The organism is Streptomyces sp. NBC_00490 (assembly GCF_036013645.1).
GTDB classification, from domain to species: Bacteria; Actinomycetota; Actinomycetes; order Streptomycetales; family Streptomycetaceae; genus Streptomyces; species Streptomyces canus_F.
This window is the reverse complement of sequence record NZ_CP107869.1, coordinates 2,816,134-2,837,277: the sequence shown is the minus strand read 5'-3', so window position 1 is coordinate 2,837,277 and position 21,144 is coordinate 2,816,134. Positions and strand designations below refer to the sequence as shown.

Sequence of the window (21,144 nt, the reverse complement as noted above, 5' to 3'; positions counted from 1 at the left end):
CTTGCGCGTGCGGTGGGACGGGAGTGTGGCCCGTGACGGACCAGGCGGTGGACACAGGCGGCGTTCAGCTGTCGGTCGAGGGTCATTTCCTGGGCCGGACACGGGAGTTGAAGGAGCTGCTCGCCGACATCGAGCGAGCGGGCCTCGACACCCTCTCCGGGAAGAAGGCCCCCCGCGCGCGCGTGCTGCTCATCGCGGGCAGACCCGGCTCCGGCCGCACCGCGCTCGCCGAGGAACTCGTACGGCAGGTCGCGGAGCGTTACGACGACGGAGTGCTGCGCGCCCGGCTCAGCGAGCCCGACGGCACCCCCGTCCCCGTCGAGCACACCGCCCGCGAACTGCTCACCGCCCTGGACCGTCCGACGCCGGCCGGTGCCTCCGAGGACGACCTGACCGCAGCCCTCCGCGACGCCCTCGCCGGCCGGCGTGCCCTGCTTCTGCTCGACGACGCGGTGAGCGCGGAGCAGGTCGACGCCCTGCTGCCGGAGACCCCGGAGTGCCTGGTCGTGGCCGTTTCCGGTGGCCCGCTCACCGGTATCTCCGACGTCCGGCCCTGCACACTCGGCGGCCTCGACACCAAGTCCGCGCTGGACCTGCTGAGCCGCTCCACCGGCTCGGTCCGCATCACCGTCGACCCGCGGGCGGCGGAAGGCCTCGTCGAGGTGTGCGAGGCACAGCCCGCCGCCATGATGCTCGCCGGCGGTTGGCTCGCCGCCCGGCCCAAGGCCGCCGTCGCCGACCTCGCCAAGCAGTTGCGCACGGAGGGTGACGAGGGAACGCCGCTCAGCCGCGTCTTCCGGTTCGCCTACTCCGCCCTGCCAAGCCCCGCTGCCCGGATACTGCGGCTGCTCTCCCTCGCCCCGGCGGGACTGGTCGACCCGCACACCGCCTCCGCCCTCGCCGGCTGCTCGGTGGGCGGTGCCCGCACCACCCTGGACGACTTCGTCGCCCTCGGTCTGCTGCACGCCGTGGAGTCGCCGCTGCCGCAGTACGTGGTGCCGGGCTGTCTGCACCCTCTGCTCAAGGCGCTCACCGAGACCCAGGACCGCCCCGGCGAACTCCAGCTGGCCCGCGCCCGGATGCTGGAGCGGACCGTACGGCTGCTGCAGTCGTCCCGTGCGATCACCGAGACCGACAGTCCCGAGGCCCGCGAGAAGCTCCAGGGCATGCCCCGCTCGCTGCGCTACCCCAGCCCCCGGGCCGCCGAGGACTGGCTGCGCATCCGCAGGTCCGCGCTGCTGGCCTCGGCCCGTCTGGCCGTCGCCGACGGGGAGCTCGACAACCTCGCCCGCCGTCTGATGTCCCAGCTGGTCCGGGCGATGGTCGCGCACTTCGGCACCCAGGCGGCGGCAGCCGACCTGTACGGCCTGCACCGGCTCGTCCTGGATGTGGCCGAGCGCCGGGAGCTGCCCCGGGAGAAGGCGGCGGCGCTGCTGAACCTCGGCGACCTGGACGCGCAGACCGGTCGCACGCAGGAGGCGCTGGCCCGCTACCGGGCCGCGCTGGACGCCGGGCGCGAAGCGAATGACCCGTATGCGACCGGTCGCGCGATGGAATCCGTAGGCGGTGCGCATCTGGAGCTCGGGGACTACGACCGGGCCGCCGACTGGTTCGGTCGCGCCCTCGCCCAGCGGCTGGCCCGGGACGAGCGCGCGGACGCCGCGCGGTTGTACGGCCGTATCGCCGCGGCGCACACCTACGCGGGCCGCTACGGGGAGGCGATGCGCGGATGGCGGGCCGCGGTCGCCGGGTACCGCAAGAACGGGGATGTGGCCGCCCACGCACGGGCGTTGAGCGAACTGGCGCGTGTCCAGGAGTACGCGGGGCGGCCCGAGGAGTCGCTGCGCACCTGCCAGGAGGCCGTCGAGTGGGCGCGGCGTGCCGAGGACGTACGGCTGCAGGCCGCGCTCCAGCTGAGGCTCGCCGACACGCTGGAACACCTGGGCGATCCGGCCGCGGCAGGGCTGCACCGGGGGGCCGCCGAGCGGCTGCTGGGAGAGGAGCTTTCGGAGGCGGAACCGGAACCTGAGCAGGCTGATCCTGCGAAACAGGATCCTGATGCCTGCGAAATCCGTAGTACATCCACTGAAGATTGATGCAATGAAAGGCTAGACAGCGGGAACACCTTCATTAGACTGGCTCTGCCGCACCTTCTCCTGCGGTGCATCCCGGTGTGCTCATGCGTGCCCGGGTATGTGTTGTATTGCCCCATACCCCTGAGCCAAGGACCGTGATCGACGTGAAGGTCGGCATCCCCCGCGAAGTCAAGAACAACGAGTTCCGGGTGGCCATCACCCCCTCCGGCGTGCACGAACTGGTGCGCCACGGCCACCAGGTCCTCGTCGAGCAGAACGCCGGTCTCGGCTCGTCGATCCCGGACGCGGAGTACGTCGCCGCCGGCGCGCAGATCCTCGCCACGGCCGACGAGGTGTGGGCCACCGCCGACCTGCTGCTCAAGGTCAAGGAGCCCATCGCCGAGGAGTACCACCGCCTCCGCAAGGACCAGACGCTCTTCACCTACCTGCACCTGGCCGCCTCCAAGGAGTGCACCGACGCGCTCATCGAGTCCGGCACCACGGCGATCGCCTACGAGACGGTCGAGCTGCCTTCGCGCGCGCTGCCGCTCCTCGCCCCGATGTCCGAGGTCGCGGGCCGGCTCGCCCCGCAGGTCGGCGCCTACCACCTGATGCGCTCGGCCGGCGGCCGTGGCGTGCTCCCCGGTGGCGTGCCCGGCACCCAGCCCGCGAAGGCCGTCGTCATCGGCGGCGGTGTCTCCGGCTGGAACGCCACCCAGATCGCCGTCGGCATGGGCTTCCACGTCACGCTGCTCGACCGCGACATCAACAAGCTGCGCGAGGCGGACAAGGTCTTCGGCACCAAGGTCCGGGCGATCATGTCCAACGCCTTCGAGCTGGAGAAGGCCGTCCTGGACGCCGACCTCGTCATCGGCGCGGTGCTCATCCCGGGCGCCAAGGCCCCGAAGCTGGTCACCAACGAGCTCGTGTCGCGTATGAAGCCCGGAAGTGTCCTTGTCGACATCGCGATCGACCAGGGCGGCTGCTTCGAGGACTCCCGGCCGACCACCCACGCCGAGCCGACCTTCAAGGTCCACGACTCGGTCTTCTACTGCGTCGCCAACATGCCCGGCGCGGTGCCCAACACCTCCACCTACGCGCTCACCAACGCGACGCTGCCGTACATCGTCGAACTCGCCGACCACGGCTGGGTCGAGGCGCTGCGCCGCGACGCCGCGCTCGCCAGGGGTCTCAACACCCATGACGGCAAGGTCGTTTACAAGGAGGTCGCCGAGGCGCACGGCCTGGAGCACGTGGAGCTCGAGACCCTGATCGGCTAAGTCACCTTTTCGTAAAGGCGATACGTCAACAAGGCGCGTCAACGACTCGCAGGCGGCCGGACCTTGCCCGACAAGGTCCGGCCACATGTGTGTATGGTCACTTTGCGACGCTCGGTCAACTCGCCTCGAACGTAACCCTTTGGTCGATTCGCACACCGGTGAAACCTGCCGTGCGACGGCCGTACGCCCTTGACAGCGCGATGTTTGATTGCCGACACATCCTGCCGGGTCCGGCGGATTGTGTTGCTGTGAACACCCGACACGCCATAGAGTCGCCAACCGTCGGCATGGTGCCACGCTGACCTTGTCTAGAAGTTTCCTGGTCACCAAGGAGGTAAGACGACTTGTGAATGAGTCGACATTTACTCCCGGAGGTGGTCAACCAGGAACGCCTGCACGGGCTGAGGGCCCCGAGGGGTTCGAGGCTGTCGGCTCCGTCGCGGTGCGCACCTTCGCAGCCCACCAGAGCCACCTGAACCGGAGGGTGACTCTGTCAGCACACCAGAGCATGGATGGCCATCACGTGAACGCCATGGCCGGCGACGGAAGTGGCGCGCCCCACAGCCAGTTCGCCGACTACGACGAACTGCCCGAGGGGCACTTCTACGACCCCGACGCCGAATACGAGCCCGACCCCGAGTACGCGGCCACGCTCGCTCCCGACGCTGCACGCCAGCGCCGTGAGCGCATCGGCCCGACCGGACGCCCGCTGCCGTACTTCCCGATCCCGGGTCCGCTGACCGATCACGGACCCGCGAAGATCATCGCGATGTGCAACCAGAAGGGCGGCGTCGGCAAGACGACGTCGACCATCAACCTGGGTGCCGCGCTCGCGGAGTACGGACGTCGCGTGCTGCTCGTGGACTTCGACCCGCAGGGCGCGCTGTCGGTGGGCCTCGGTGTCAACCCGATGGAGCTCGACCTCACCGTCTACAACCTGCTCATGGAGCGGGGCATGGCGGCCGACGAGGTCCTGCTGAAGACCGCGGTCCCCAACATGGACCTGCTGCCGAGCAATATCGACTTGTCGGCGGCGGAGGTCCAGCTGGTCTCCGAGGTCGCGCGCGAGTCGACATTGCAGCGGGCCCTGAAGCCGCTCATGGCCGACTACGACTACATCGTGATCGACTGTCAGCCTTCACTGGGTCTGCTCACGGTCAACGCCCTGACGGCCGCGCACAAGGTGATAGTGCCACTGGAGTGTGAGTTCTTCGCCCTCCGTGGTGTCGCCCTGCTGACGGAGACCATCGAGAAGGTCCAGGAGCGGCTCAACCCGGAGCTGGAGCTCGACGGGATCCTCGCCACGATGTACGACTCGCGCACCGTGCACAGCCGTGAGGTGCTCGCGCGTGTCGTCGAGGCGTTCGACGACCACGTCTACCACACGGTCATCGGGCGCACGGTCCGCTTCCCGGAGACCACGGTCGCCGGTGAGCCGATCACCACGTACGCCTCCAACTCCGTCGGCGCCGCCGCCTACCGCCAGCTCGCCAGGGAGGTGCTCGCCCGGTGTCACGCCGAGTGAGTCTGCCGGGGGCCGACGAACTCTTCCGTACGACAGGGGGAATGGCGCTCCAGCCGTCCACTCCGCGGCGGGGGGCCAACGGCGAAGCCCGGGTGCCCGCGCCCGCGGGGGACAGCGACGCAGCCGCGGCCGGGTCGTCCGAGGACGCGCCGCAGTCGGTGCCCGCGCAGGGCGGTGACGGCGACGGGGCCGAGCATGTGGCCACGGAGCCGGCCGCGGCCGGCGAGTCCCGCAGCCGGGACGCGGAGCGCTCCGGGCGACGTCAGGACGCGCAGGAAGGTTCTGCCGCGCCGCGCAAGCAGCGCGGCGGTGGCCGGGCGGCCTCACGCCGGCCCAGCGGGCGTGAGCGGCACGACGAGAAGATCACCGTGTACGTCTCCGCCGAGGAGCTCATGGATCTGGAGCACGCCCGGCTGGTGCTCCGCGGCGAGCACGGGCTGGCCGTCGACCGCGGGCGCATCGTCCGCGAGGCGGTCGCCGTGGTGCTGGCCGATCTGGAGTCCCGGGGAGACGCGAGCATCCTCGTACGCCGACTGCGCGGGCGGTAGCGGTAGCCTGCGAGGGCCATGACCTCGAACGACGCTCCCACCCCCGGCGCACCTGCCGGCCGTCGGCGTGTGCTGGGGCGGGGCGCTCTGCGGGTCGAGCCGGTGGCCGAGGCCGAGTCTCCCGCCGAGGCCGGTGGGCCGTTGCCCCCACCCGCGCCGGTGGCACCGGAGCCGGAGGTCGCGGAGCCCGAGACCGTCGTACCGGAACCTGATCCGGAACCCGAGGCCCCGCCGCCTGAGACCCCCTCCGAACCTCAGGAACCCGGCGACGGTGTCTTCAAGGTCCGGCTCTCCAACTTCGAAGGTCCCTTCGATCTCCTCCTCCAGCTGATCTCCAAGCACAAGCTGGATGTGACCGAGGTCGCCCTGTCCAAGGTGACCGACGAGTTCATGGCGCACATCAGGGCGATGGGGCCGGACTGGGACCTGGACCAGACGACCGAGTTCCTCGTCGTCGCCGCCACCCTCCTCGATCTCAAGGCGGCCCGGCTGCTGCCCTCCGCCGAGGTCGAGGACGAGGCCGACCTCGCCCTCCTCGAAGCACGTGACCTGCTGTTCGCGCGACTGCTGCAGTACCGCGCGTACAAACAGATCGCCGACATCTTCAACCACCGCCTCGACGAGGAGGCCCGCCGCTACCCCCGTACCGTCGGCCTCGAACCGCACCACGCCGAACTGCTGCCCGAGGTCGTCATCAGCATCGGCCCGGAGGGGTTCGCGAAGCTCGCCGTGAAGGCGATGCAGCCCAGGCCCAAGCCCCAGGTGTACGTGGACCACATCCACGCGCCGCTGGTCAGCGTGCAGGAGCAGGCCGGGATCGTCGTCGCCCGGCTGAAGGAGCTCGGCGAGGCCAGCTTCCGGACGCTGGTCGAGGACACCGAGGACACCCTCACCGTCGTGGCGCGATTCCTGGCGCTGCTGGAGCTGTACCGGGAGAAGGCCGTTGCGCTGGACCAGGAGACGGCCCTCGGCGACCTCGTGGTGCGGTGGACCGGCGGGGAGGGCGACGCCGAGCCGATGGTGACCGACGAGTTCGACCGACCGCCCGAGCCGCCCAAGGAGGAGAAGGCGTGAGCGAGGAGACCACCGACGTCCCGGCCGGGCCGCGCACCGTCGCCGACCTCGATCTCAGGCCCGCCCTGGAGGCCGTCCTCATGGTCGTGGACGAGCCCGCCACCGAGGAACACCTCTCGAAGATCCTCCAGCGGCCCAGACGGCAGATCGCGGACGCGCTGCGGGCACTGGCCGACGAGTACACCGTCCAGGGGCGCGGTTTCGAGCTGCGGCTGATCGCCGGGGGCTGGCGTTTCTACAGCCGGCCCGAGTTCGCGGCGGCCGTCGAGGGCTTCGTGCTGGACGGCCAGCAGGCCCGGCTCACCCAGGCCGCGCTGGAGACCCTGGCCGTCGTCGCCTACCGTCAGCCGGTGAGCCGCAGCAGGGTCTCGGCCGTACGAGGAGTCAACTGTGACGGGGTCATGCGGACCCTCCTCCAGCGCGGTCTGGTCCAGGAGGCGGGCGCGGAACCCGAAACAGGTGCGATCCTGTACGTGACGACGAACTACTTTCTGGAGCGGATGGGCCTGCGAGGCCTGGACGAGCTCCCGGAGCTCGCGCCCTTTCTCCCCGAGGCGGAGGCGATCGAGGCCGAGACGCTGGAAGGGGTCCCGTCGTTCGATCCGGACGTACCGGATGCAGATGCAGACGACACGACGACGACGGAACTTTGATGCGAAGCAGTGGCAGCGGCAGTGGCAACAACAGCGGGCGCGGCAAGCCCCGGGGAACCGGTGGCGGCGGCAACCCCCGCGGGACGGGCGGACGCGGCTCCCAGCCGACGGGCGGGGGAGGGCGCGACGACAAGCCGAAGCGCGCGGGCAAGCCCCGTCCCGAGGAGCGCCGCTACGACGTAGGGCCGGGCGGCACCCATGAGGGCCCGAAGTCCGGGCGCGGTGCCTCCGCGCGCGGCGGCGCCAAGGGCGGCCCCAAGCAGGGCCAGAGCGGCACCGGGCGTGGCCGCTGGGTCCCCGCGACCTCCCGCGAGTACGAGGCGCGGGCCGAGGAGCGCAACCGCGAGCGGTACGCGAACAAGAAGGACGTCAAGCTGCCCAAGACCTTCCCGGGCGCCGAGCAGGAGGGCGAGCGGCTGCAGAAGATCCTCGCGCGCGCCGGCTACGGCTCCCGGCGGGCCTGCGAGGAGCTCATCGAGCAGGCGCGGGTCGAGGTCAACGGCGAGATCGTCCTGGAGCAGGGCAAGCGTGTCGACCCGGAGCGGGACGAGGTCAAGGTCGACGGCCTGACGGTCGCGACGCAGTCGTACCAGTTCTTCTCGCTGAACAAGCCGGCCGGCGTCGTCTCCACGATGGAGGACAACGAGGGCCGTCAGTGCCTCGGCGACTACGTCACCAACCGTGAGACGCGGCTCTTCCACGTCGGTCGGCTCGACACCGAGACCGAGGGTGTCATCCTGCTCACCAACCACGGCGAGCTGGCGCACCGGCTGACCCACCCCAGGTACGGCGTGAAGAAGGTCTACCTCGCGCACATCGTGGGTCCGATCCCGCGGGACCTGGGCAAGCGGCTGAAGGACGGCATCCAGCTGGAGGACGGGTACGCGAAGGCGGACCACTTCCGGGTCGTCGAGCAGACCGGCAAGAACTACCTCGTCGAGGTGACCCTCCACGAGGGCCGCAAGCACATCGTGCGCCGCATGCTGGCGGAGGCCGGCTTCCCGGTCGACAAGCTGGTGCGGGTCGCCTTCGGCCCGATCACCCTGGGCGACCAGAAGTCGGGCTGGCTGCGGCGGCTGTCCAACACGGAGGTCGGGATGCTGATGAAGGAAGTCGACCTCTAGGTCTCCCCGTTTCGTGCGTGCGTCGGCCGGTTCCGGATTCTTCTCCGGGGCCGGCCGATGTGTTTTCGCCCTCCCGCCGGTCTGCATCCCACACGGACGAGGGGAGCGGGCATGACCAGGACGACGGATTCGCGGGCCCGGCGGGGCCACGACGGGGGCGAGGACCGGGCGCCCTCGCGGACCGGGCCGCGCCGGATCGCCGCCGGCACGTGCCTCACGGCCCTGGAGAGCCGCGCGCGGCATCCGATGGCCTGCGGGTCCGGAGGGCCGTCAGAGGCGCCTGAGAGGTCACTGAGAGCCCCTGCGTGGGCGCCGTGGCCGGCCGGGGGGCTGTCGTGAACCCGGGGGAGCTGCTGGAGCGGTCGCTCGCGTACGCGCTGGGGAGCGTGGCCGTGGCGGGGGCTGCCGGACTCGGCCGGGCGACGCCCTGCGCCGGGTGGGATCTGGGGGAGCTGCTCGAACATCTCGACGACTCCCTGGACGCGCTGCACGAGGGGCTGACCGGCGGGCGGATCGGACCGCTGCCGCAGAGCGACCGCGTGTGCGGCTTCCGTACGCGCGCGTGTGCGGTGCTCGGTGCCTGGGCGGCCGGGCCTCCTGATCTGGTCCACGTCGGGGAACGGCCGCTGGACGTACGGGTGATGGGTGCGGTCGGCGCCGTCGAGATCGCCGTGCACGGCTGGGACGTGGCGCGGGCCTGTGGACGCTCGCGGCCCTTCCCGGTCGCCCTTGCGGCCGAGTTGCTGCCCATCGCGCGGTGCGTGGTCACCGAGGAGGACCGCGGGGTGCGGTTCGCGGAGCCGGTCGCCGTCCCGTCCTGCGCGCCGCCCGACGCCCGGCTGCTGGCCTTTCTGGGGCGGCGCGATTCCTTTCCGGGATGAGTCCGCCGGGTTCCGCGGCGGCTAGGGCTCCCGGGCCGCCTGCCCCTCGAGCGCCGGGGACCGGCCGGTGCCGGCCAGCAGGCGCCGCATCGTCTCCGCGGCCCGGACGGACGCGGTGCCGCAGCAGTTGTTGAACAGGACGTGGAGCTGCTCGACCCGCCCGGCGAGCGAGCGCAACCGGGGCAGCCACTCGGCGAGTTCGTCCTCGCCGTACTCGTACCGGAAGCGGTCCTCCTTGCTCCCCGATCCCCAGGCGGTGCTGCGACCGTGGAAGCGGACGACGGACAGCCGCGGTGAGGTGACGGGAGCGACGGGCGGGATCGAGGAGGGGAGCGTCTGGGTCATGTCGACGGCCACGGCGGACATGCCGTAACGGGCGAGCAGCGCGCAGGTCACGTCCGCCCACTCCTTGCGCCACCAGCCGGGATGCCGGAACTCCACGGCGACCGGCCACCCGGCGGTCCGTTCGGCGCACTCCCGCAGGAACTCCCCGGCCCGCTGTCCGGGCCGGAACCACGGCGGGAACTGGAACAGCACGCTGCCGAGCCGTCCGGCCGCCCGAAGCGGCTCGATCCCCTCGGTGAACCGCGCCCACACCTCGTCCAGCACCGCCGGGTTCCCGGGGTCGGCGGGCAGCCCGTCCGGCATCGTGGAACTCCGGGTCGGATGCCCGGTGAGCAGCGAGAACGCCTTCACGTCGAAGACGAAGCCCGGTGGCGTCCGCTCGGCCCACTGCCGGCTGTTGCGGGCACCGGGCAGCGCGTAGTACGCCGAGTCGACCTCGACGACCGGGAACTGCTCGGCGTAGTGCCGCAACCGTCCCTCGGCGTCGCGTCGGCCCGGCGGATACCAGCCGCTACCGGTCAACGCGCGGTCCGTCCACGAACACGTGCCCACCAGGATCTCGCTCATGCGGTGCGGTTACCCGGGTTGTGCGATCCCATCCGGCAACTTTATAGTCGTAGTGACTATTAAGGGGGTGGGGGTGCGTGGACGCATACGACAAGCACGCCTATGAGCCCTTCGCCGTCACCGTCGATCTCGCCGTCCTCACCGTCACCGAGGGCGCCCTGCACGTCCTGCTCGTGGAGCGCGGACAGGAGCCGTACGCCGGCCACTGGGCCCTGCCCGGCGGTTTCGTGCAGCCCGACGAGTCCGCCGAGACGGCCGCCCGGCGTGAACTCGCCGAGGAGACCGGGCTGTCGGACGTCTCCGGGCTGCACCTGGAACAGCTGCGGACCTACAGCGAGCCCGACCGCGACCCCCGGATGCGCGTCGTGTCCGTCGCCTTCGCCGCGCTGCTGCCGGACCCGCCCGAGCCGCACGGCGGCAGCGACGCCGCGGACGCCCGCTGGGTGCCGTACGGCGCAGCGCGACCGCTCGCCTTCGACCACGACCGGATCCTGGCCGACGCCCGGGAACGCGTCGGCGCCAAGCTCGAGTACACCTGCCTCGCCACCGCCTTCTGCGGGACGGAGTTCACGCTCGGCGAGCTGCAACAGGTCTACGAGACCGTGTGGGGCACCGCCCTCGACCGCCCCAACTTCCGGCGCAAGGTGCTTGCCACCCCCGGCTTCGTCGAACCGGTCCCGGGCGCCGCGCGACTGACCGGCGGCCGCGGCAAACCGGCCGCGCTCTACCGCGCGGGCACGGCCACGACGCTCCATCCGCCTCTGCTCCGAACGCCTCGGGAAGGACGTCCCGCATGACCGCCACGACCGTCAGGAAGCGCGCCGCCACGGGAGCCCTGCTGGGGCTCGCCCTGGGGGACGCGCTGGGCTTCCCGACCGAGTTCAACGACGTGCCGTCGATCCTCGCCAAGTGCGGGCCGTGGCGGGAGATGGAGCTGCCGAAGCCGGCGATCGTCACGGACGACACGCAGATGACGCTGGCGTTGGGGCGAGGGCTGCGCACGGCCATGGACCGCGGGCTGCTCGCGCCCAAGCGGATGGAGCGTCCGGTGCGCGAGGAGTTCGTGGACTGGTACCAGTCGCCGGAGAACAACCGCGCGCCGGGCCGGACCTGTCTCGTCGCGTGCAACCTGCTGAAGACCGAAGGGCGCCTGTGGCAGGACGCCAGCCAGATCCACTCCAAGGGCTGCGGCGCCAACATGCGCGTCGCCCCCGTCGGACTGGTCCCCGGTCTGAGCGACGAACAGCGCTCCGGCGCCGCCCAGTTGCAGTCCGCGCTCACGCACGGGCACCCGACCGCGCTCGCCGCGTCCGACCTCACCGCGCACGCCGTACGGCTGCTCGCGCAGGGTGCCGAGCCGACCGGACTGGTGGGGCTGCTGCGGTCGTACGCCCTCGAGAACCGCACCCGTTATCACCACCACTGGCTCGGCGACCTGTGGACCCGCAGCCAGGACCCGACTCCCGAGCACTTCATCGCGCGCGGCTGGGACGAGTGCCTGGAGATCCTCGGGCGCCTTCAGGAAGCGGTCCGTTCCGTGTCCCCGGAGACCGATCCGTGTCTGGCGACCGGTGAGGGGTGGATCGCCGAGGAGGCGCTGGCTACCGGGCTGCTGTGCTTCCTGCTGTTCGTCGACGAACCGGTGACGGCCCTGCGGCGGGCCGCCTGCACCGCCGGGGACTCCGACTCGATCGCCTGTCTGGCGGGGGCCTTCGCGGGGGCGTACCACGGGGCCGGCGTATGGCCCGTCGAGTGGGCGGACCGGATCGAGTACCAGAGCGAGCTGGCGACGCTCGGCGCCCTCTGGGACTAGGCCAGCCGGATCGAGTCGCCTTGCACCGTGATCTTCTTCTCGGCCAGCGGGCGGGGCGCCGGCGGGTTCTCCACCGAGCCGTCCGTGATGCTGAACTTGCTGCCGTGGCAGGTGCAGTTGATGGTGCCGCCGTCGACGTTGGCCACCGGGCACTGCTGGTGGGTGCAGATGCTGGTGAAGGCCTTGAACTCGCCTTCCTTCGGCTGGGTGACGACGACCTTCTCGTCCTTGAAGATCTTGCCGCCGCCGACCGGGATCTCACCGGTCTTCGCAAGCTCCTGGCCGGCGGAGGCCTCGACGGTGTCGGACCCGGAGTCGCCCTCGTTGCCGTACTCGCCGCAGCCGACGGTGAACGCCGCGGCCCCGGTCGCGAGGAGGACCGTGCGTCGCGTCGGGCCGTGAGTCGTCATGTCGTCACTCCGAAGGTGCGGAAGAACCAGAGGGCGGAGGTCAGCCAGATGATCGTCAGCGCGGTGAAGACGAGCCCGCCGACGATCGGCAGCAGCCAGTTGGGGAGTCGCTCCGAGCGGAGCAGCAGCATCTTGGCACTGAACACCCCGAAGAAGAAGCAACCCAGGAGGGAGTGCCAGAAAACGCGCGTTTCGTACGTCTGATAGCCCAGCGCGTACAGACAGTGCACCGCCACCGGCACCGCCACCAGGAACGCCACCCGCCCCGACCAGCGGTGCAGCACCCCTGACCAGCTCGGGCCCGGCAGCCTGCCGTACATCATCAGCGCCGAGAAGAACTGGACGACGGCGAAGAAGACCGCGACCGTCGCCATCCAGGACTTGACCGCGCCCGTGCTGCTGAAGCCGGCGAGGTTGAAGGCGGTCCCCGCCGGGTCGTGGACCTTGCCGTACACCCCGAGGGCGACCGCCACGGCGGCGGCGACCAGTGCGGGAACCAGATAGCGCGCCGGGCTCGGCCGCGGCTCGGCGGGCCGGGGAGAGGGGAAACCCTGGGTGGCGGCGTTCGGGTCGGCGGTCATGTCGGCTCCCTCGTACGGACTGGAGTTCAGGGGGTGACGGGGCGGGCCGTGAGCTGCTGTCCGTCGACCGTCACCACGCCGGTCTCCGGGTCGATCTCGGGTGCGGGGGAGGGCTTGCCGTCCTTCTTGAGGATGCCGACCTGGCTGCCGTCCTTCAGCACGATCCAGCCGCCGTCGAACTTCGCGTCGCGCACGGTGGCCGTCGCCCGGTACAGACCGGACGGCTTGATCGCCTTGTCGGCGGTGAAGGTGTAGTGCCCGCCGCCGATGTCGACCGTGCCGCTGATCCGCTTGCCCTCCTTGAGGGTGCCGTTCAGCTTCGAGCCGTCCTTGGCGGTGAGCTTCATGGTGCCGTCGTCCTCGACGTCGCCCTTGAGCCACGACTCCTTGTCCCGGCCGTCGCAGAAGTACGCGATCGCCCGGCCGTCGCGCAGGGACACGGCGATCGCGGAGGAGTCGTCGTCGGTGCGGCCCGCGTAGTCGGCGTCCGGGACGGGCACCTTCGACGGCGAGGGGGACGGAGACGGGGTCGTCCGCGTGGGAGCCGGGCTCGGTGACGCCTTCGTGCTCGGCGACTCCTGAACCGAGGACGAGGTGGTCTTCTCGCCCGTCGTCGCATTCAGCGACAGCATGAACAGGCCTACCAGCAGACCCGCGAGAAGGGTGAGCAGTGGTCCGGAACGCTTCATTACGGGCCTCCCCCGAGGCGAGCTTCCTGCCATGAGAGCGGACCCGGGGCCCCGCGTCCAGAGGCGCACGGGCGCGTTCTCACCACAAGTAGCGGAATAGGGCGATCTGGGTGACATTGGCAGAGTTCGGCGCCGGGTCCCCCCGGGCTCGGCCGACCTCGTGAAAGGCATGACCATGGCGGGTAACGACGTCGGCAGTCTTCTGGGAGGACTCCTCGGCTCGGGCAACGGTTCCAGCGGGAGCAACATCCTCGGCGCGCTGCTCTCCGCACTCGGCAAACAGGGCGGCAACGGCAACAATCCGCTGGGCGGGCTGCTCGACACGCTCGCCAAGTCGGGCCTCGCCGAGCAGAAGGACTCCTGGGTCGGCACCGGCGCCAACCAGTCCGTGACCGGCCCGCAGATCCAGCACGCGCTGCCCGGCGACACCCTCCGGCAGGTCGCCGAGGAGTCGGGCGTCTCCCCGGACAAGGCCGCGGACGAGCTGGCCCAGGTGCTGCCCCAGGTCGTGGACAAGCTGACGCCGGACGGACAGGTGCCGGCCGGCCTCGACGAGCTCGCCAGGCAGCAGAACCTGTAGGTGTCTCAGCGTGCGGGCGGCGGACACCGGCCCGACGCGGGCTGACTAGGCTGGATGTACCAAGAGCCGTACATCAGCAAGGAGCACAGCCGTGGCGGTACGAGCGGTCCGGGGCGCCGTCCAACTCGAACGGGACGAAGCCGGCCACATGGACGAGCAGGTCGGAGCGCTCCTCACCGCCGTCCTGGAGCGGAACGACCTCACCGCCGACGACCTGATCAGCATCTGGTTCACGGCCACTCCGGATCTGCACAGCGACTTCCCGGCGGCCGCGGCCCGCAAGCTCGGCATCGTGGACGTCCCGCTGATCTGCGCCCAGGAGCTCGACATCGAGGGCGCCATGCCCCGCGTCGTGCGGATCCTCGCGCACATAGAGTCCGACCGGCCCCGTACCGAGATCAACCACGTCTACCTGGGCACCGCGGCCGCCCTGCGCAAGGACATCGCCCAGTGAGAACCGCACTCGTCATCGGCACCGGCCTCATCGGCACGTCCGCCGCGCTGGCGCTGGTCAGCCGGGGCGTCCAGGTCCATCTGGCCGACCACGACCCCGAGCAGGCCCGCACCGCCGCCGCGCTCGGCGCCGGCACCGACGAGGAGCCCGAGGGGCCCGTCGACCTCGCGATCGTCGCCGCCCCGCCCGCCCATGTGGCCGCGGTCCTCGCCGACGCCATGCGCCGGGGCGTGGCCCGCGGGTACATCGATGTGGCGAGCGTCAAGGGCGGGCCGCGCCGCGAGCTGGAGGCGCTCGGTGTCGACCTCGCCTCGTACATCGGCACGCACCCCATGTCCGGCCGCGAGAAGTCCGGCCCGCTGGCCGCGACCGGCGACCTCTTCGAGGGCCGCCCCTGGGTGCTGACGCCGACCCGGGACACCGACACCGAGGTGCTGAACCTCGCCCTGGAACTGGTCTCGCACTGCCGCGCCGTACCGGTCGTGATGGACGCCGACGCCCACGACCGCGCCGTCGCGCTGGTCTCCCACATGCCCCACCTGGTGTCGAGCATGGTCGCCGCACGGCTGGAGAGCGCCGAGGAGGCCGCCGTACGACTGTGCGGTCAGGGCATCCGTGATGTGACCCGGATCGCCGCGTCCGACCCCCGGATGTGGATCGACATCCTCTCCGCGAACCCGGGGCCGGTCGCCGACCTGCTCACCGACGTCGCCGCCGACATCGAGGAGACGGTGCGGGCGCTGCGGTCCCTGCAATCCTCCGACGAGGCCAAGCGCGGTGAGGGAGCCGTGGGCATCGAGGACGTGCTGCGGCGCGGGAACGCGGGACAGGTGCGGGTACCCGGCAAGCACGGGTCCGCCCCGCGCACCTACGAGGTCGTGGCCGTCCTCATCGACGACCAGCCCGGTCAGCTGGCCCGTATCTTCGCGGACGCGGGACGGGCCGGGGTCAACATCGAGGACGTGCGCATCGAGCACGCGACCGGGCAGCAGGCGGGTCTGGTGCAGCTGATGGTGGAGCCGCAGACGGCGCCGGTCCTGACGGCGGCCCTGCGGGAGCGTGGCTGGGCCATCCGCCAGTAAAGAGGCCGCCGACGAGCCAGTACCCTTGTGCGGGGCCCCCTTGCGCCCCGCACTCCCCGCCACACCGCACCAGGAAGGTGTCCTCCCGTGGAAAACGGCGCCGCCCAGCCCGTGATCGTCGCCATCGACGGTCCCTCCGGCACCGGCAAGTCGAGCACGTCGAAGGCCGTCGCGGCGCAGCTCGGTCTGAGCTACCTGGACACCGGCGCCCAGTACCGGGCGATCACGTGGTGGATGGTGACCAACGGGATCGACATCGAGGACCCGACCGCGATCGCCGCGGTGGCCGGCAAGGCGGAGATCATCTCCGGCACCGACCCGGCCGACCCGACGATCACCGTCGACGGCATCGACGTCGCCGGGCCGATCCGCACCCAGGAGGTCACCTCCAAGGTCAGCGCGGTGAGCGCGGTGCCCGAGGTGCGGGCGCGGATCACCGAGCTGCAGCGCTCGATCGCCGCCTCGGCGGAGCGGGGCATCGTCGTCGAGGGCCGCGACATCGGTACGACCGTGCTGCCCGACGCCGACCTCAAGATCTTCCTCACCGCGTCCCCGGAGGCGCGTGCCGCCCGCCGCAGCGGTGAGCTGAAGGGCGCGGACGTCAACGCCACCCGCGAGGCCCTGGTCAAGCGGGACGCGGCCGACTCCAGCCGGAAGACCTCGCCGCTCGCCAAGGCCGGTGACGCGGTCGAGGTGGACACCACCGAGCTCTCGCTGACGCAGGTCATCGAGTGCGTCGTCACCCTCGTCGAGGAGAAGCGGGCCGGGAAGTGACCGTGCCTTCGGAGCGGGGTGCAGAGGTAGGGCGGCGCATCGGCGTCGGCCTGATGTACGGGCTGTGGAAGCCGCGCGTGCTGGGCGCCTGGAAGGTGCCCGCGACCGGCCCGGTGATCTACGCCGTCAACCACTCCCACGCCATCGACGGCCCGATGGTCATGGGTGTGGCGCCCCGGCCGACGCACTTCCTGATCAAGAAGGAGGCCTTCATCGGTCCCCTCGACCCGTTCCTGCTCGCCATCGGGCAGGTCAAGGTCGACCGGTCGGGCACCGACCGCACGGCCATCACCCAGGCCCTGGACGTACTTTCGGCCGGCGGGGTCCTCGGGATCTTCCCGGAGGGCACCCGTGGCGAGGGCGACTTCGCCGCGCTGCGCGCAGGGCTCGCGTACTTCGCCGTCCGCAGCGGCGCCGCGATTGTCCCGGTCGCCGTGCTGGGAAGCTCCGACCGGCCCGGACGGTTGATTAAGGCGCTGCCTCCGTTGCGCAGCCGTGTCGACGTGGTCTTCGGTGACCCGTTCGAGGCGGGCGACGGCAGCGGGCGGCGTACCCGTAAGGCGCTCGACGAGGCGACCGAGCGCATCCAGAAGCAGCTCACCGCGCACCTGGAAAACGCCAGGCGCCTGACCGGGCGCTGAGCGACACTAAGTAGTGGATCAAACCGGAGAAACCGGGAGGTCCACCGATCACCACGATGAACGACGAGGTACGGACTTCATGAACGACCACATCCACTCCGACGGCTCGGGCGAGCAGCACGACCACGGAGCGCTTGGCGATGCCGAGTTCGCGGAGTTCATGGAGCTCGCCGCGGAAGAGGGCTTCGACGTCGAGGACGTCGAGGGCGCGCTCGAGGAGGCCGGTCACGGGCCGCTGCCCGTGCTCGCCGTCGTCGGCCGCCCGAACGTCGGCAAGTCGACTCTGGTGAACCGCATCATCGGCCGCCGCGAGGCCGTCGTCGAGGACAAGCCCGGCGTCACCCGCGACCGCGTGACCTACGAGGCCGAGTGGGCGGGCCGCCGCTTCAAGGTCGTCGACACCGGCGGCTGGGAGCAGGACGTCCTCGGCATCGACGCCTCCGTGGCCGCACAGGCCGAGTACGCGATCGAGGCCGCCGACGCGGTCGTCTTCGTCGTCGACGCCAAGGTCGGCGTCACCGACACCGACGAGGCCGTCGTCCGGCTGCTCCGCAAGGCCAACAAGCCCGTGGTGCTCTGCGCCAACAAGGTCGACGGCCAGAGCGGCGAGGCCGACGCGACGGCCCTGTGGTCCCTCGGCATCGGCGAGCCGCACCCGGTCTCCTCGCTGCACGGCCGCGGCACCGGCGACATGCTGGACGCCGTCCTGGAGGCCCTGCCGGAGGCGCCCGAGCAGAGCTTCGGCACCGCTGTCGGCGGTCCGCGCCGCATCGCGCTCATCGGCCGCCCGAACGTCGGCAAGTCCTCGCTCCTGAACAAGGTGGCCAACGAGGAGCGCGTCGTCGTCAACGAGCTCGCGGGCACCACCCGCGACCCGGTCGACGAGCTCATCGAACTCGGCGGCGTCACCTGGAAGTTCGTCGACACGGCGGGCATCCGCAAGCGCGTCCACCTCCAGCAGGGCGCCGACTACTACGCCTCGCTGCGTACCGCGGCCGCCGTCGAGAAGGCCGAGGTCGCGGTCATCCTGATCGACGCCTCCGAGTCGATCTCGGTGCAGGACCAGCGCATCGTCACCATGGCGGTGGACGCGGGCCGCGCGATCGTCATCGCCTACAACAAGTGGGACACCCTCGACGAGGAGCGCCGCTACTACCTGGAGCGGGAGATCGAGACCGAGCTCGCCCAGGTCGCCTGGGCGCCGCGGGTCAATGTCTCGGCGCGCACCGGCCGTCACATGGAGAAGCTGGTCCCGGCGATCGAGACGGCCCTGGCCGGCTGGGAGACCCGTGTTCCGACGGGCCGCCTGAACGCCTTCCTCGGCGAACTGGTCGCCGCCCACCCGCACCCGGTGCGCGGCGGCAAGCAGCCCCGCATCCTGTTCGGTACCCAGGCCGGCACCAAGCCCCCGCGGTTCGTCCTCTTCGCCTCCGGCTTCATCGAGGCGGGCTACCGGCGCTTCATCGAGCGCCGGCTGCGCGAGGAGTTCAGCTTCGACGGCACCCCAATCCATATCTCGGTGCGGGTGCGCGAGAAGCGCGGCGCCAAGAAGAAGTAAGCGCGGACACACAGGAAGGGCGGCCCCTGTCGGGGCCGCCCTTCCTGTTCACCGTGTCACAAGCCGCGGCGCTGACCCGGCGGCAGCGCCGGCACGTGCTGCACCATCGTGCCGTGCTGCCCGATCTGTCCGACGCGCTGCCACTGCGACTGCTGCTGCCCGACGCGGGCACTCTGCGCGCCCGCACTGTAGGCGCTGTACGAGCTGCTGAACGACCCCGGCCGGTGGCCGCCGTACGTGTCCTGCGCAAGGTTCCCGAACGCGGTGAACCCCAGCTCCTCCTCGCCGCTGCGGTCACCCGGCAGCGAGCGGAACGACTTGACGTACTCGGCGTAGAGCGCGTCGTAGATCGGCGTGACCGATGGGCCGCACAGCGGGTCCGGAGTCGGCCGCGAGGACGGGATCGACTGGTAGGACTGGCGGCGGGGAACGTCGTAGGTGTGCACGTATGTCCAAACGACCCCGGGCATCATGAGATGCGGCTGCTTTCAGGGGCGCACGCGCCGTCCCTGTGTGTCGGGCGTGCTCAGGTCCCGGCGAGAGGCATCGCGGAAGCGACCAGCTTCCCGTTGGCCGCGGCCTTGTCGATCGCGTCCCGCAGCAGGTCCTCGCGGGGCTGACGCCCGATCGATCCCACCGGCGCCGCGAACATCAGCACCTGCTGATGCTTGTTGGCGGCGGCCCGCCAGCTCTCCGTGACCTGGAGCGGCTGATGCGCCTGCCACCACGCGACCGGCTGTCCACCGGTCGGTCCCGGCTGCAGGACCGCGTGCAGCTGGCCCGCCGCCAGCAGCACCGACCACCCGTGCAGCACCGGCGGCACCTCCGTCAGCTGCGTCACCGGCATGAACCCCTGCTCGATGAGGAGCGGCAGGAAGTCGTCGCCGACGTCGGTCGCGCCGGGGCGCACGATGGGGGCCGTCGGCTCGACCACGAGCGCCGGGTGCAACTCCCCGGCGATCAGCACGAGTCCGCTGGTGACGCCGAGAACCGCCTGCTCGGGTACGGCCTTGGCGGGGTCCGGCTCGACATGGTCGCCGTTGATGGAGCGTACGGCTCCCTGGAGCTGCTCCTCGGTGACCTGGACGATCTGCGAGGGCAGACAGGTGGCGTGGGCGAAGGCGAGGACGGCGGTCTCGTCGCCGATGAACAGGACGGTGCTGGTGCGCTCCGCTTCGGAGTCGCCCGGGGTGCGGCAGGAGGTGCAGTCGTAACTGCCGGGGGCGTTCTCTCCGGCGAGCAGCCGGTCGGCCTCATCGTCGCCGATCTCGGCGCGGACCTCGTCGCTGACGTCGAGCATGCGCGGCACGGGTGACTCCCTCAGGAAGCGGTGCCCGGGTGGGTCCCGGGCTCATGAAGAAGACAACGGCCGATCTGTGGCGGGAGTCACGCTCCAGAGCGAACGGAATCGAACCATCGGGCGCACAGGGTCACGCCGGGCCCGGAATCGGGCACTCAACGTCAATTCCTAGGAAACCCAAGGAAGTTGGTTGCGTGAAGTGGGTCACAAATCACCAGGGCGACTGGTCGACAAATCAGGAAATCAGCGAATGAAGTGGGTGGCCGAAAAAACTCGCTACCCGCGGTAATGGCGAACTGGCCTGGAGTGACAAGCAATTGGTTGATACCGGGCGGTCACCCTCCCTAGATTCCTCGGCCGTGTGCAACGAGCACCGCTCGGGTTCGTCCGCCGGCCGTACCAAGCGCCTGGGGGGCCCCGGGTTCTTCGAGAGGGAATCACATGCCCGAATGTGCTGATACCACTCGCGACAACGTTCGTAAGACACGTACCACGGCGGTTCTCGCCGGGGCGGCCCTGCTCGCCCCCCTCGGACTGCTGGCCGCGACCGGCAACGCCGCGGCGGCGGACGGCGGGGTGTGGGACCGCATCGCCCAGTGCGAGAGCGGCGGCAACTGGCACATCAACACCGGCAACGGCTACTACGGCGGTCTGCAGTTCTCCGCCGCCACCTGGCGCGCGTACGGCGGCGGCGCCTACGCGGCGACGGCGGACAGGGCGAGCAAGTCCCAGCAGATCGCCGTGGCCACCAAGGTCCAGCGGGCTCAGGGGTGGGGCGCGTGGCCCACCTGCTCCGCCCGGGCCGGGGCGTCCGGCAGCGCCCCCGCGGCCTCCTCCGGCTCGGCCACCACGAAGGCCGCTCCGTCCAAGCCGTCGAAGGCGCCGGCCCGTTCACAGAGCCACGCGGACCGCGGCGCGTCCCGTGGCGACTACACCGTCCGCAAGGGCGACACGCTGAGCGGCATCGCCGCCCGGCACGGGACCACCTGGCAGGCGATCCACGCCGCCAACAAGGCCGTCATCGGCGGCGATCCCGACATGATCGTGCCCGGGCAGCGTCTCGAGATCTGAGCTGCTCCCCCCTTTCCGGGCACGGGGCCCCGCCCGTTCGGTGCGCCGACCGGGTGGGGCCCCTGGGCCTTCCGCCGCGTATCCACGGCCGTCCGCGCGGTACTGCTTAGCGTGGGCCG

General features: G+C 71.0%; 23 protein-coding genes. 17 read left to right on the top strand and 6 right to left on the bottom strand.

The features are described from left to right. Positions 1-32 precede the first annotated feature (32 nt). The 8 genes from OG381_RS12730 (at position 33) to OG381_RS12695 (ending at position 9,160) form a co-directional block, all read left to right on the top strand. Positions 33-2,096, top strand: coding sequence for a tetratricopeptide repeat protein (locus tag OG381_RS12730; protein WP_327716221.1), 2,064 nt, complete (start codon positions 33-35; stop codon positions 2,094-2,096). A gap of 134 nt (positions 2,097-2,230) precedes the next feature. Next, positions 2,231-3,355: an alanine dehydrogenase gene (gene ald / locus OG381_RS12725; RefSeq protein ID WP_327716220.1), complete on the top strand. Its 1,125-nt coding sequence runs from the start codon at positions 2,231-2,233 to the stop codon at positions 3,353-3,355. Positions 3,356-3,701: 346 nt separating this feature from the next. After that, the gene (locus OG381_RS12720) at positions 3,702-4,880 is read left to right on the top strand and encodes a ParA family protein (RefSeq protein WP_327716219.1); all 1,179 of its coding nucleotides are present in this window, start codon (positions 3,702-3,704) and stop codon (positions 4,878-4,880) included. Further along, positions 4,865-5,428: a hypothetical protein gene (locus OG381_RS12715; protein ID WP_327716218.1), complete on the top strand. Its 564-nt coding sequence runs from the start codon at positions 4,865-4,867 to the stop codon at positions 5,426-5,428. The genes OG381_RS12720 and OG381_RS12715 overlap by 16 nt, the downstream gene beginning before the upstream one ends. Positions 5,429-5,446: 18 nt before the next feature. Further along, complete coding sequence (locus OG381_RS12710) at positions 5,447-6,502, top strand: segregation and condensation protein A (RefSeq protein ID WP_327716217.1); 1,056 nt, start codon at positions 5,447-5,449, stop codon at positions 6,500-6,502. Continuing rightward, complete coding sequence (scpB, locus tag OG381_RS12705; RefSeq protein ID WP_327716216.1) at positions 6,499-7,155, top strand: SMC-Scp complex subunit ScpB; 657 nt, start codon at positions 6,499-6,501, stop codon at positions 7,153-7,155. The genes OG381_RS12710 and scpB overlap by 4 nt, the downstream gene beginning before the upstream one ends. After that, positions 7,155-8,279 (top strand): pseudouridine synthase, encoded by a 1,125-nt coding sequence (locus tag OG381_RS12700; RefSeq protein WP_327716215.1) that lies wholly within the window; start codon positions 7,155-7,157, stop codon positions 8,277-8,279. The genes scpB and OG381_RS12700 overlap by 1 nt, the downstream gene beginning before the upstream one ends. A gap of 335 nt (positions 8,280-8,614) precedes the next feature. Then, positions 8,615-9,160 (top strand): TIGR03086 family metal-binding protein, encoded by a 546-nt coding sequence (locus OG381_RS12695; protein ID WP_327716214.1) that lies wholly within the window; start codon positions 8,615-8,617, stop codon positions 9,158-9,160. A 21-nt stretch (positions 9,161-9,181) separates the two neighbouring features. Here the strand turns inward: OG381_RS12695 and OG381_RS12690 are convergent, their stop codons facing one another. Continuing rightward, entirely contained in the window at positions 9,182-10,072 is an 891-nt protein-coding gene (locus tag OG381_RS12690; RefSeq protein WP_327716213.1) for a DUF72 domain-containing protein, read from the bottom strand. A gap of 77 nt (positions 10,073-10,149) precedes the next feature. On the opposite strand from OG381_RS12690, the gene OG381_RS12685 reads away from it, so the two are divergent. Next, positions 10,150-10,869, top strand: coding sequence for an NUDIX hydrolase (locus tag OG381_RS12685; RefSeq protein WP_327716212.1), 720 nt, complete (start codon positions 10,150-10,152; stop codon positions 10,867-10,869). Continuing rightward, positions 10,866-11,885, top strand: coding sequence for an ADP-ribosylglycohydrolase family protein (locus OG381_RS12680; RefSeq protein ID WP_327716211.1), 1,020 nt, complete (start codon positions 10,866-10,868; stop codon positions 11,883-11,885). The genes OG381_RS12685 and OG381_RS12680 overlap by 4 nt, the downstream gene beginning before the upstream one ends. Here OG381_RS12680 and OG381_RS12675 read toward each other — a convergent pair. The 3 genes from OG381_RS12675 to OG381_RS12665 are packed head-to-tail and all read right to left on the bottom strand — an operon-like array spanning position 11,882 to position 13,565. Then, positions 11,882-12,295, bottom strand: coding sequence for a Rieske (2Fe-2S) protein (locus OG381_RS12675; protein ID WP_327716210.1), 414 nt, complete (start codon positions 12,293-12,295; stop codon positions 11,882-11,884). The genes OG381_RS12680 and OG381_RS12675 overlap by 4 nt on opposite strands. Then, positions 12,292-12,876, bottom strand: coding sequence for a DUF6529 family protein (locus tag OG381_RS12670; protein ID WP_327716209.1), 585 nt, complete (start codon positions 12,874-12,876; stop codon positions 12,292-12,294). Before OG381_RS12670 ends, OG381_RS12675 begins: the two co-directional genes overlap by 4 nt. Before the next feature lie 26 nt (positions 12,877-12,902). Then, positions 12,903-13,565: a hypothetical protein gene (locus tag OG381_RS12665; RefSeq protein WP_327716208.1), complete on the bottom strand. Its 663-nt coding sequence runs from the start codon at positions 13,563-13,565 to the stop codon at positions 12,903-12,905. A 169-nt stretch (positions 13,566-13,734) separates the two neighbouring features. Here OG381_RS12665 and OG381_RS12660 point away from each other — a divergent pair, with 169 nt between their 5' ends. From OG381_RS12660 to der, 6 genes are all read left to right on the top strand, one after another. Next, the gene (locus tag OG381_RS12660; protein WP_327716206.1) at positions 13,735-14,145 is read left to right on the top strand and encodes a YidB family protein; all 411 of its coding nucleotides are present in this window, start codon (positions 13,735-13,737) and stop codon (positions 14,143-14,145) included. Positions 14,146-14,236: 91 nt separating this feature from the next. Continuing rightward, the gene (gene aroH, locus OG381_RS12655; RefSeq protein WP_327716205.1) at positions 14,237-14,599 is read left to right on the top strand and encodes a chorismate mutase; all 363 of its coding nucleotides are present in this window, start codon (positions 14,237-14,239) and stop codon (positions 14,597-14,599) included. Further along, entirely contained in the window at positions 14,596-15,681 is a 1,086-nt protein-coding gene (locus OG381_RS12650) for a prephenate dehydrogenase (RefSeq protein WP_307032683.1), read from the top strand. Before aroH ends, OG381_RS12650 begins: the two co-directional genes overlap by 4 nt. An 87-nt stretch (positions 15,682-15,768) precedes the next feature. Then, entirely contained in the window at positions 15,769-16,455 is a 687-nt protein-coding gene (gene cmk / locus OG381_RS12645; protein ID WP_327716204.1) for a (d)CMP kinase, read from the top strand. Between the two features lie 53 nt (positions 16,456-16,508). Then, a complete protein-coding gene (locus OG381_RS12640) occupies positions 16,509-17,096 on the top strand; it encodes a lysophospholipid acyltransferase family protein (protein ID WP_266830159.1) in 588 nt (195 codons plus the stop codon). A gap of 79 nt (positions 17,097-17,175) precedes the next feature. Further along, positions 17,176-18,654 carry a ribosome biogenesis GTPase Der gene (der, locus tag OG381_RS12635; protein ID WP_327716203.1) on the top strand — a complete coding sequence of 493 codons (1,479 nt, stop codon included), beginning with the start codon at positions 17,176-17,178 and terminating at the stop codon, positions 18,652-18,654. Between the two features lie 56 nt (positions 18,655-18,710). Here der and OG381_RS12630 read toward each other — a convergent pair whose 3' ends face one another. Both OG381_RS12630 and OG381_RS12625 read right to left on the bottom strand, forming a co-directional pair. After that, positions 18,711-19,100 carry a hypothetical protein gene (locus tag OG381_RS12630; protein ID WP_327716202.1) on the bottom strand — a complete coding sequence of 130 codons (390 nt, stop codon included), beginning with the start codon at positions 19,098-19,100 and terminating at the stop codon, positions 18,711-18,713. An 80-nt stretch (positions 19,101-19,180) separates the two neighbouring features. Beyond that, on the bottom strand, positions 19,181-19,963 hold the full coding sequence (locus tag OG381_RS12625; RefSeq protein WP_327716201.1) for a hypothetical protein: 783 nt from the start codon (positions 19,961-19,963) through the stop codon (positions 19,181-19,183). Between the two features lie 432 nt (positions 19,964-20,395). Here OG381_RS12625 and OG381_RS12620 point away from each other — a divergent pair, with 432 nt between their 5' ends. Beyond that, positions 20,396-21,025, top strand: coding sequence for a LysM peptidoglycan-binding domain-containing protein (locus tag OG381_RS12620; protein WP_327716200.1), 630 nt, complete (start codon positions 20,396-20,398; stop codon positions 21,023-21,025). Positions 21,026-21,144: the final 119 nt, after the last annotated feature.

What these genes read in the sequence shown, in the direction of transcription:
- OG381_RS12620 (WP_327716200.1), top strand. Translation starts at nt 20,396, where the DNA reads ATGCCCGAATGTGCTGATACCACTCGCGACAACGTTCGTAAGACACGT.
- OG381_RS12665 (WP_327716208.1), bottom strand. Translation starts at nt 13,565, where the DNA reads ATGAAGCGTTCCGGACCACTGCTCACCCTTCTCGCGGGTCTGCTGGTA.
- OG381_RS12710 (WP_327716217.1), top strand. Translation starts at nt 5,447, where the DNA reads ATGACCTCGAACGACGCTCCCACCCCCGGCGCACCTGCCGGCCGTCGG.
- OG381_RS12640 (WP_266830159.1), top strand. Translation starts at nt 16,509, where the DNA reads ATGTACGGGCTGTGGAAGCCGCGCGTGCTGGGCGCCTGGAAGGTGCCC.
- OG381_RS12690 (WP_327716213.1), bottom strand. Translation starts at nt 10,072, where the DNA reads ATGAGCGAGATCCTGGTGGGCACGTGTTCGTGGACGGACCGCGCGTTG.
- OG381_RS12700 (WP_327716215.1), top strand. Translation starts at nt 7,155, where the DNA reads ATGCGAAGCAGTGGCAGCGGCAGTGGCAACAACAGCGGGCGCGGCAAG.
- der (WP_327716203.1), top strand. Translation starts at nt 17,176, where the DNA reads ATGAACGACCACATCCACTCCGACGGCTCGGGCGAGCAGCACGACCAC.
- OG381_RS12660 (WP_327716206.1), top strand. Translation starts at nt 13,735, where the DNA reads ATGACCATGGCGGGTAACGACGTCGGCAGTCTTCTGGGAGGACTCCTC.
- OG381_RS12675 (WP_327716210.1), bottom strand. Translation starts at nt 12,295, where the DNA reads ATGACGACTCACGGCCCGACGCGACGCACGGTCCTCCTCGCGACCGGG.
- OG381_RS12680 (WP_327716211.1), top strand. Translation starts at nt 10,866, where the DNA reads ATGACCGCCACGACCGTCAGGAAGCGCGCCGCCACGGGAGCCCTGCTG.
- OG381_RS12670 (WP_327716209.1), bottom strand. Translation starts at nt 12,876, where the DNA reads ATGACCGCCGACCCGAACGCCGCCACCCAGGGTTTCCCCTCTCCCCGG.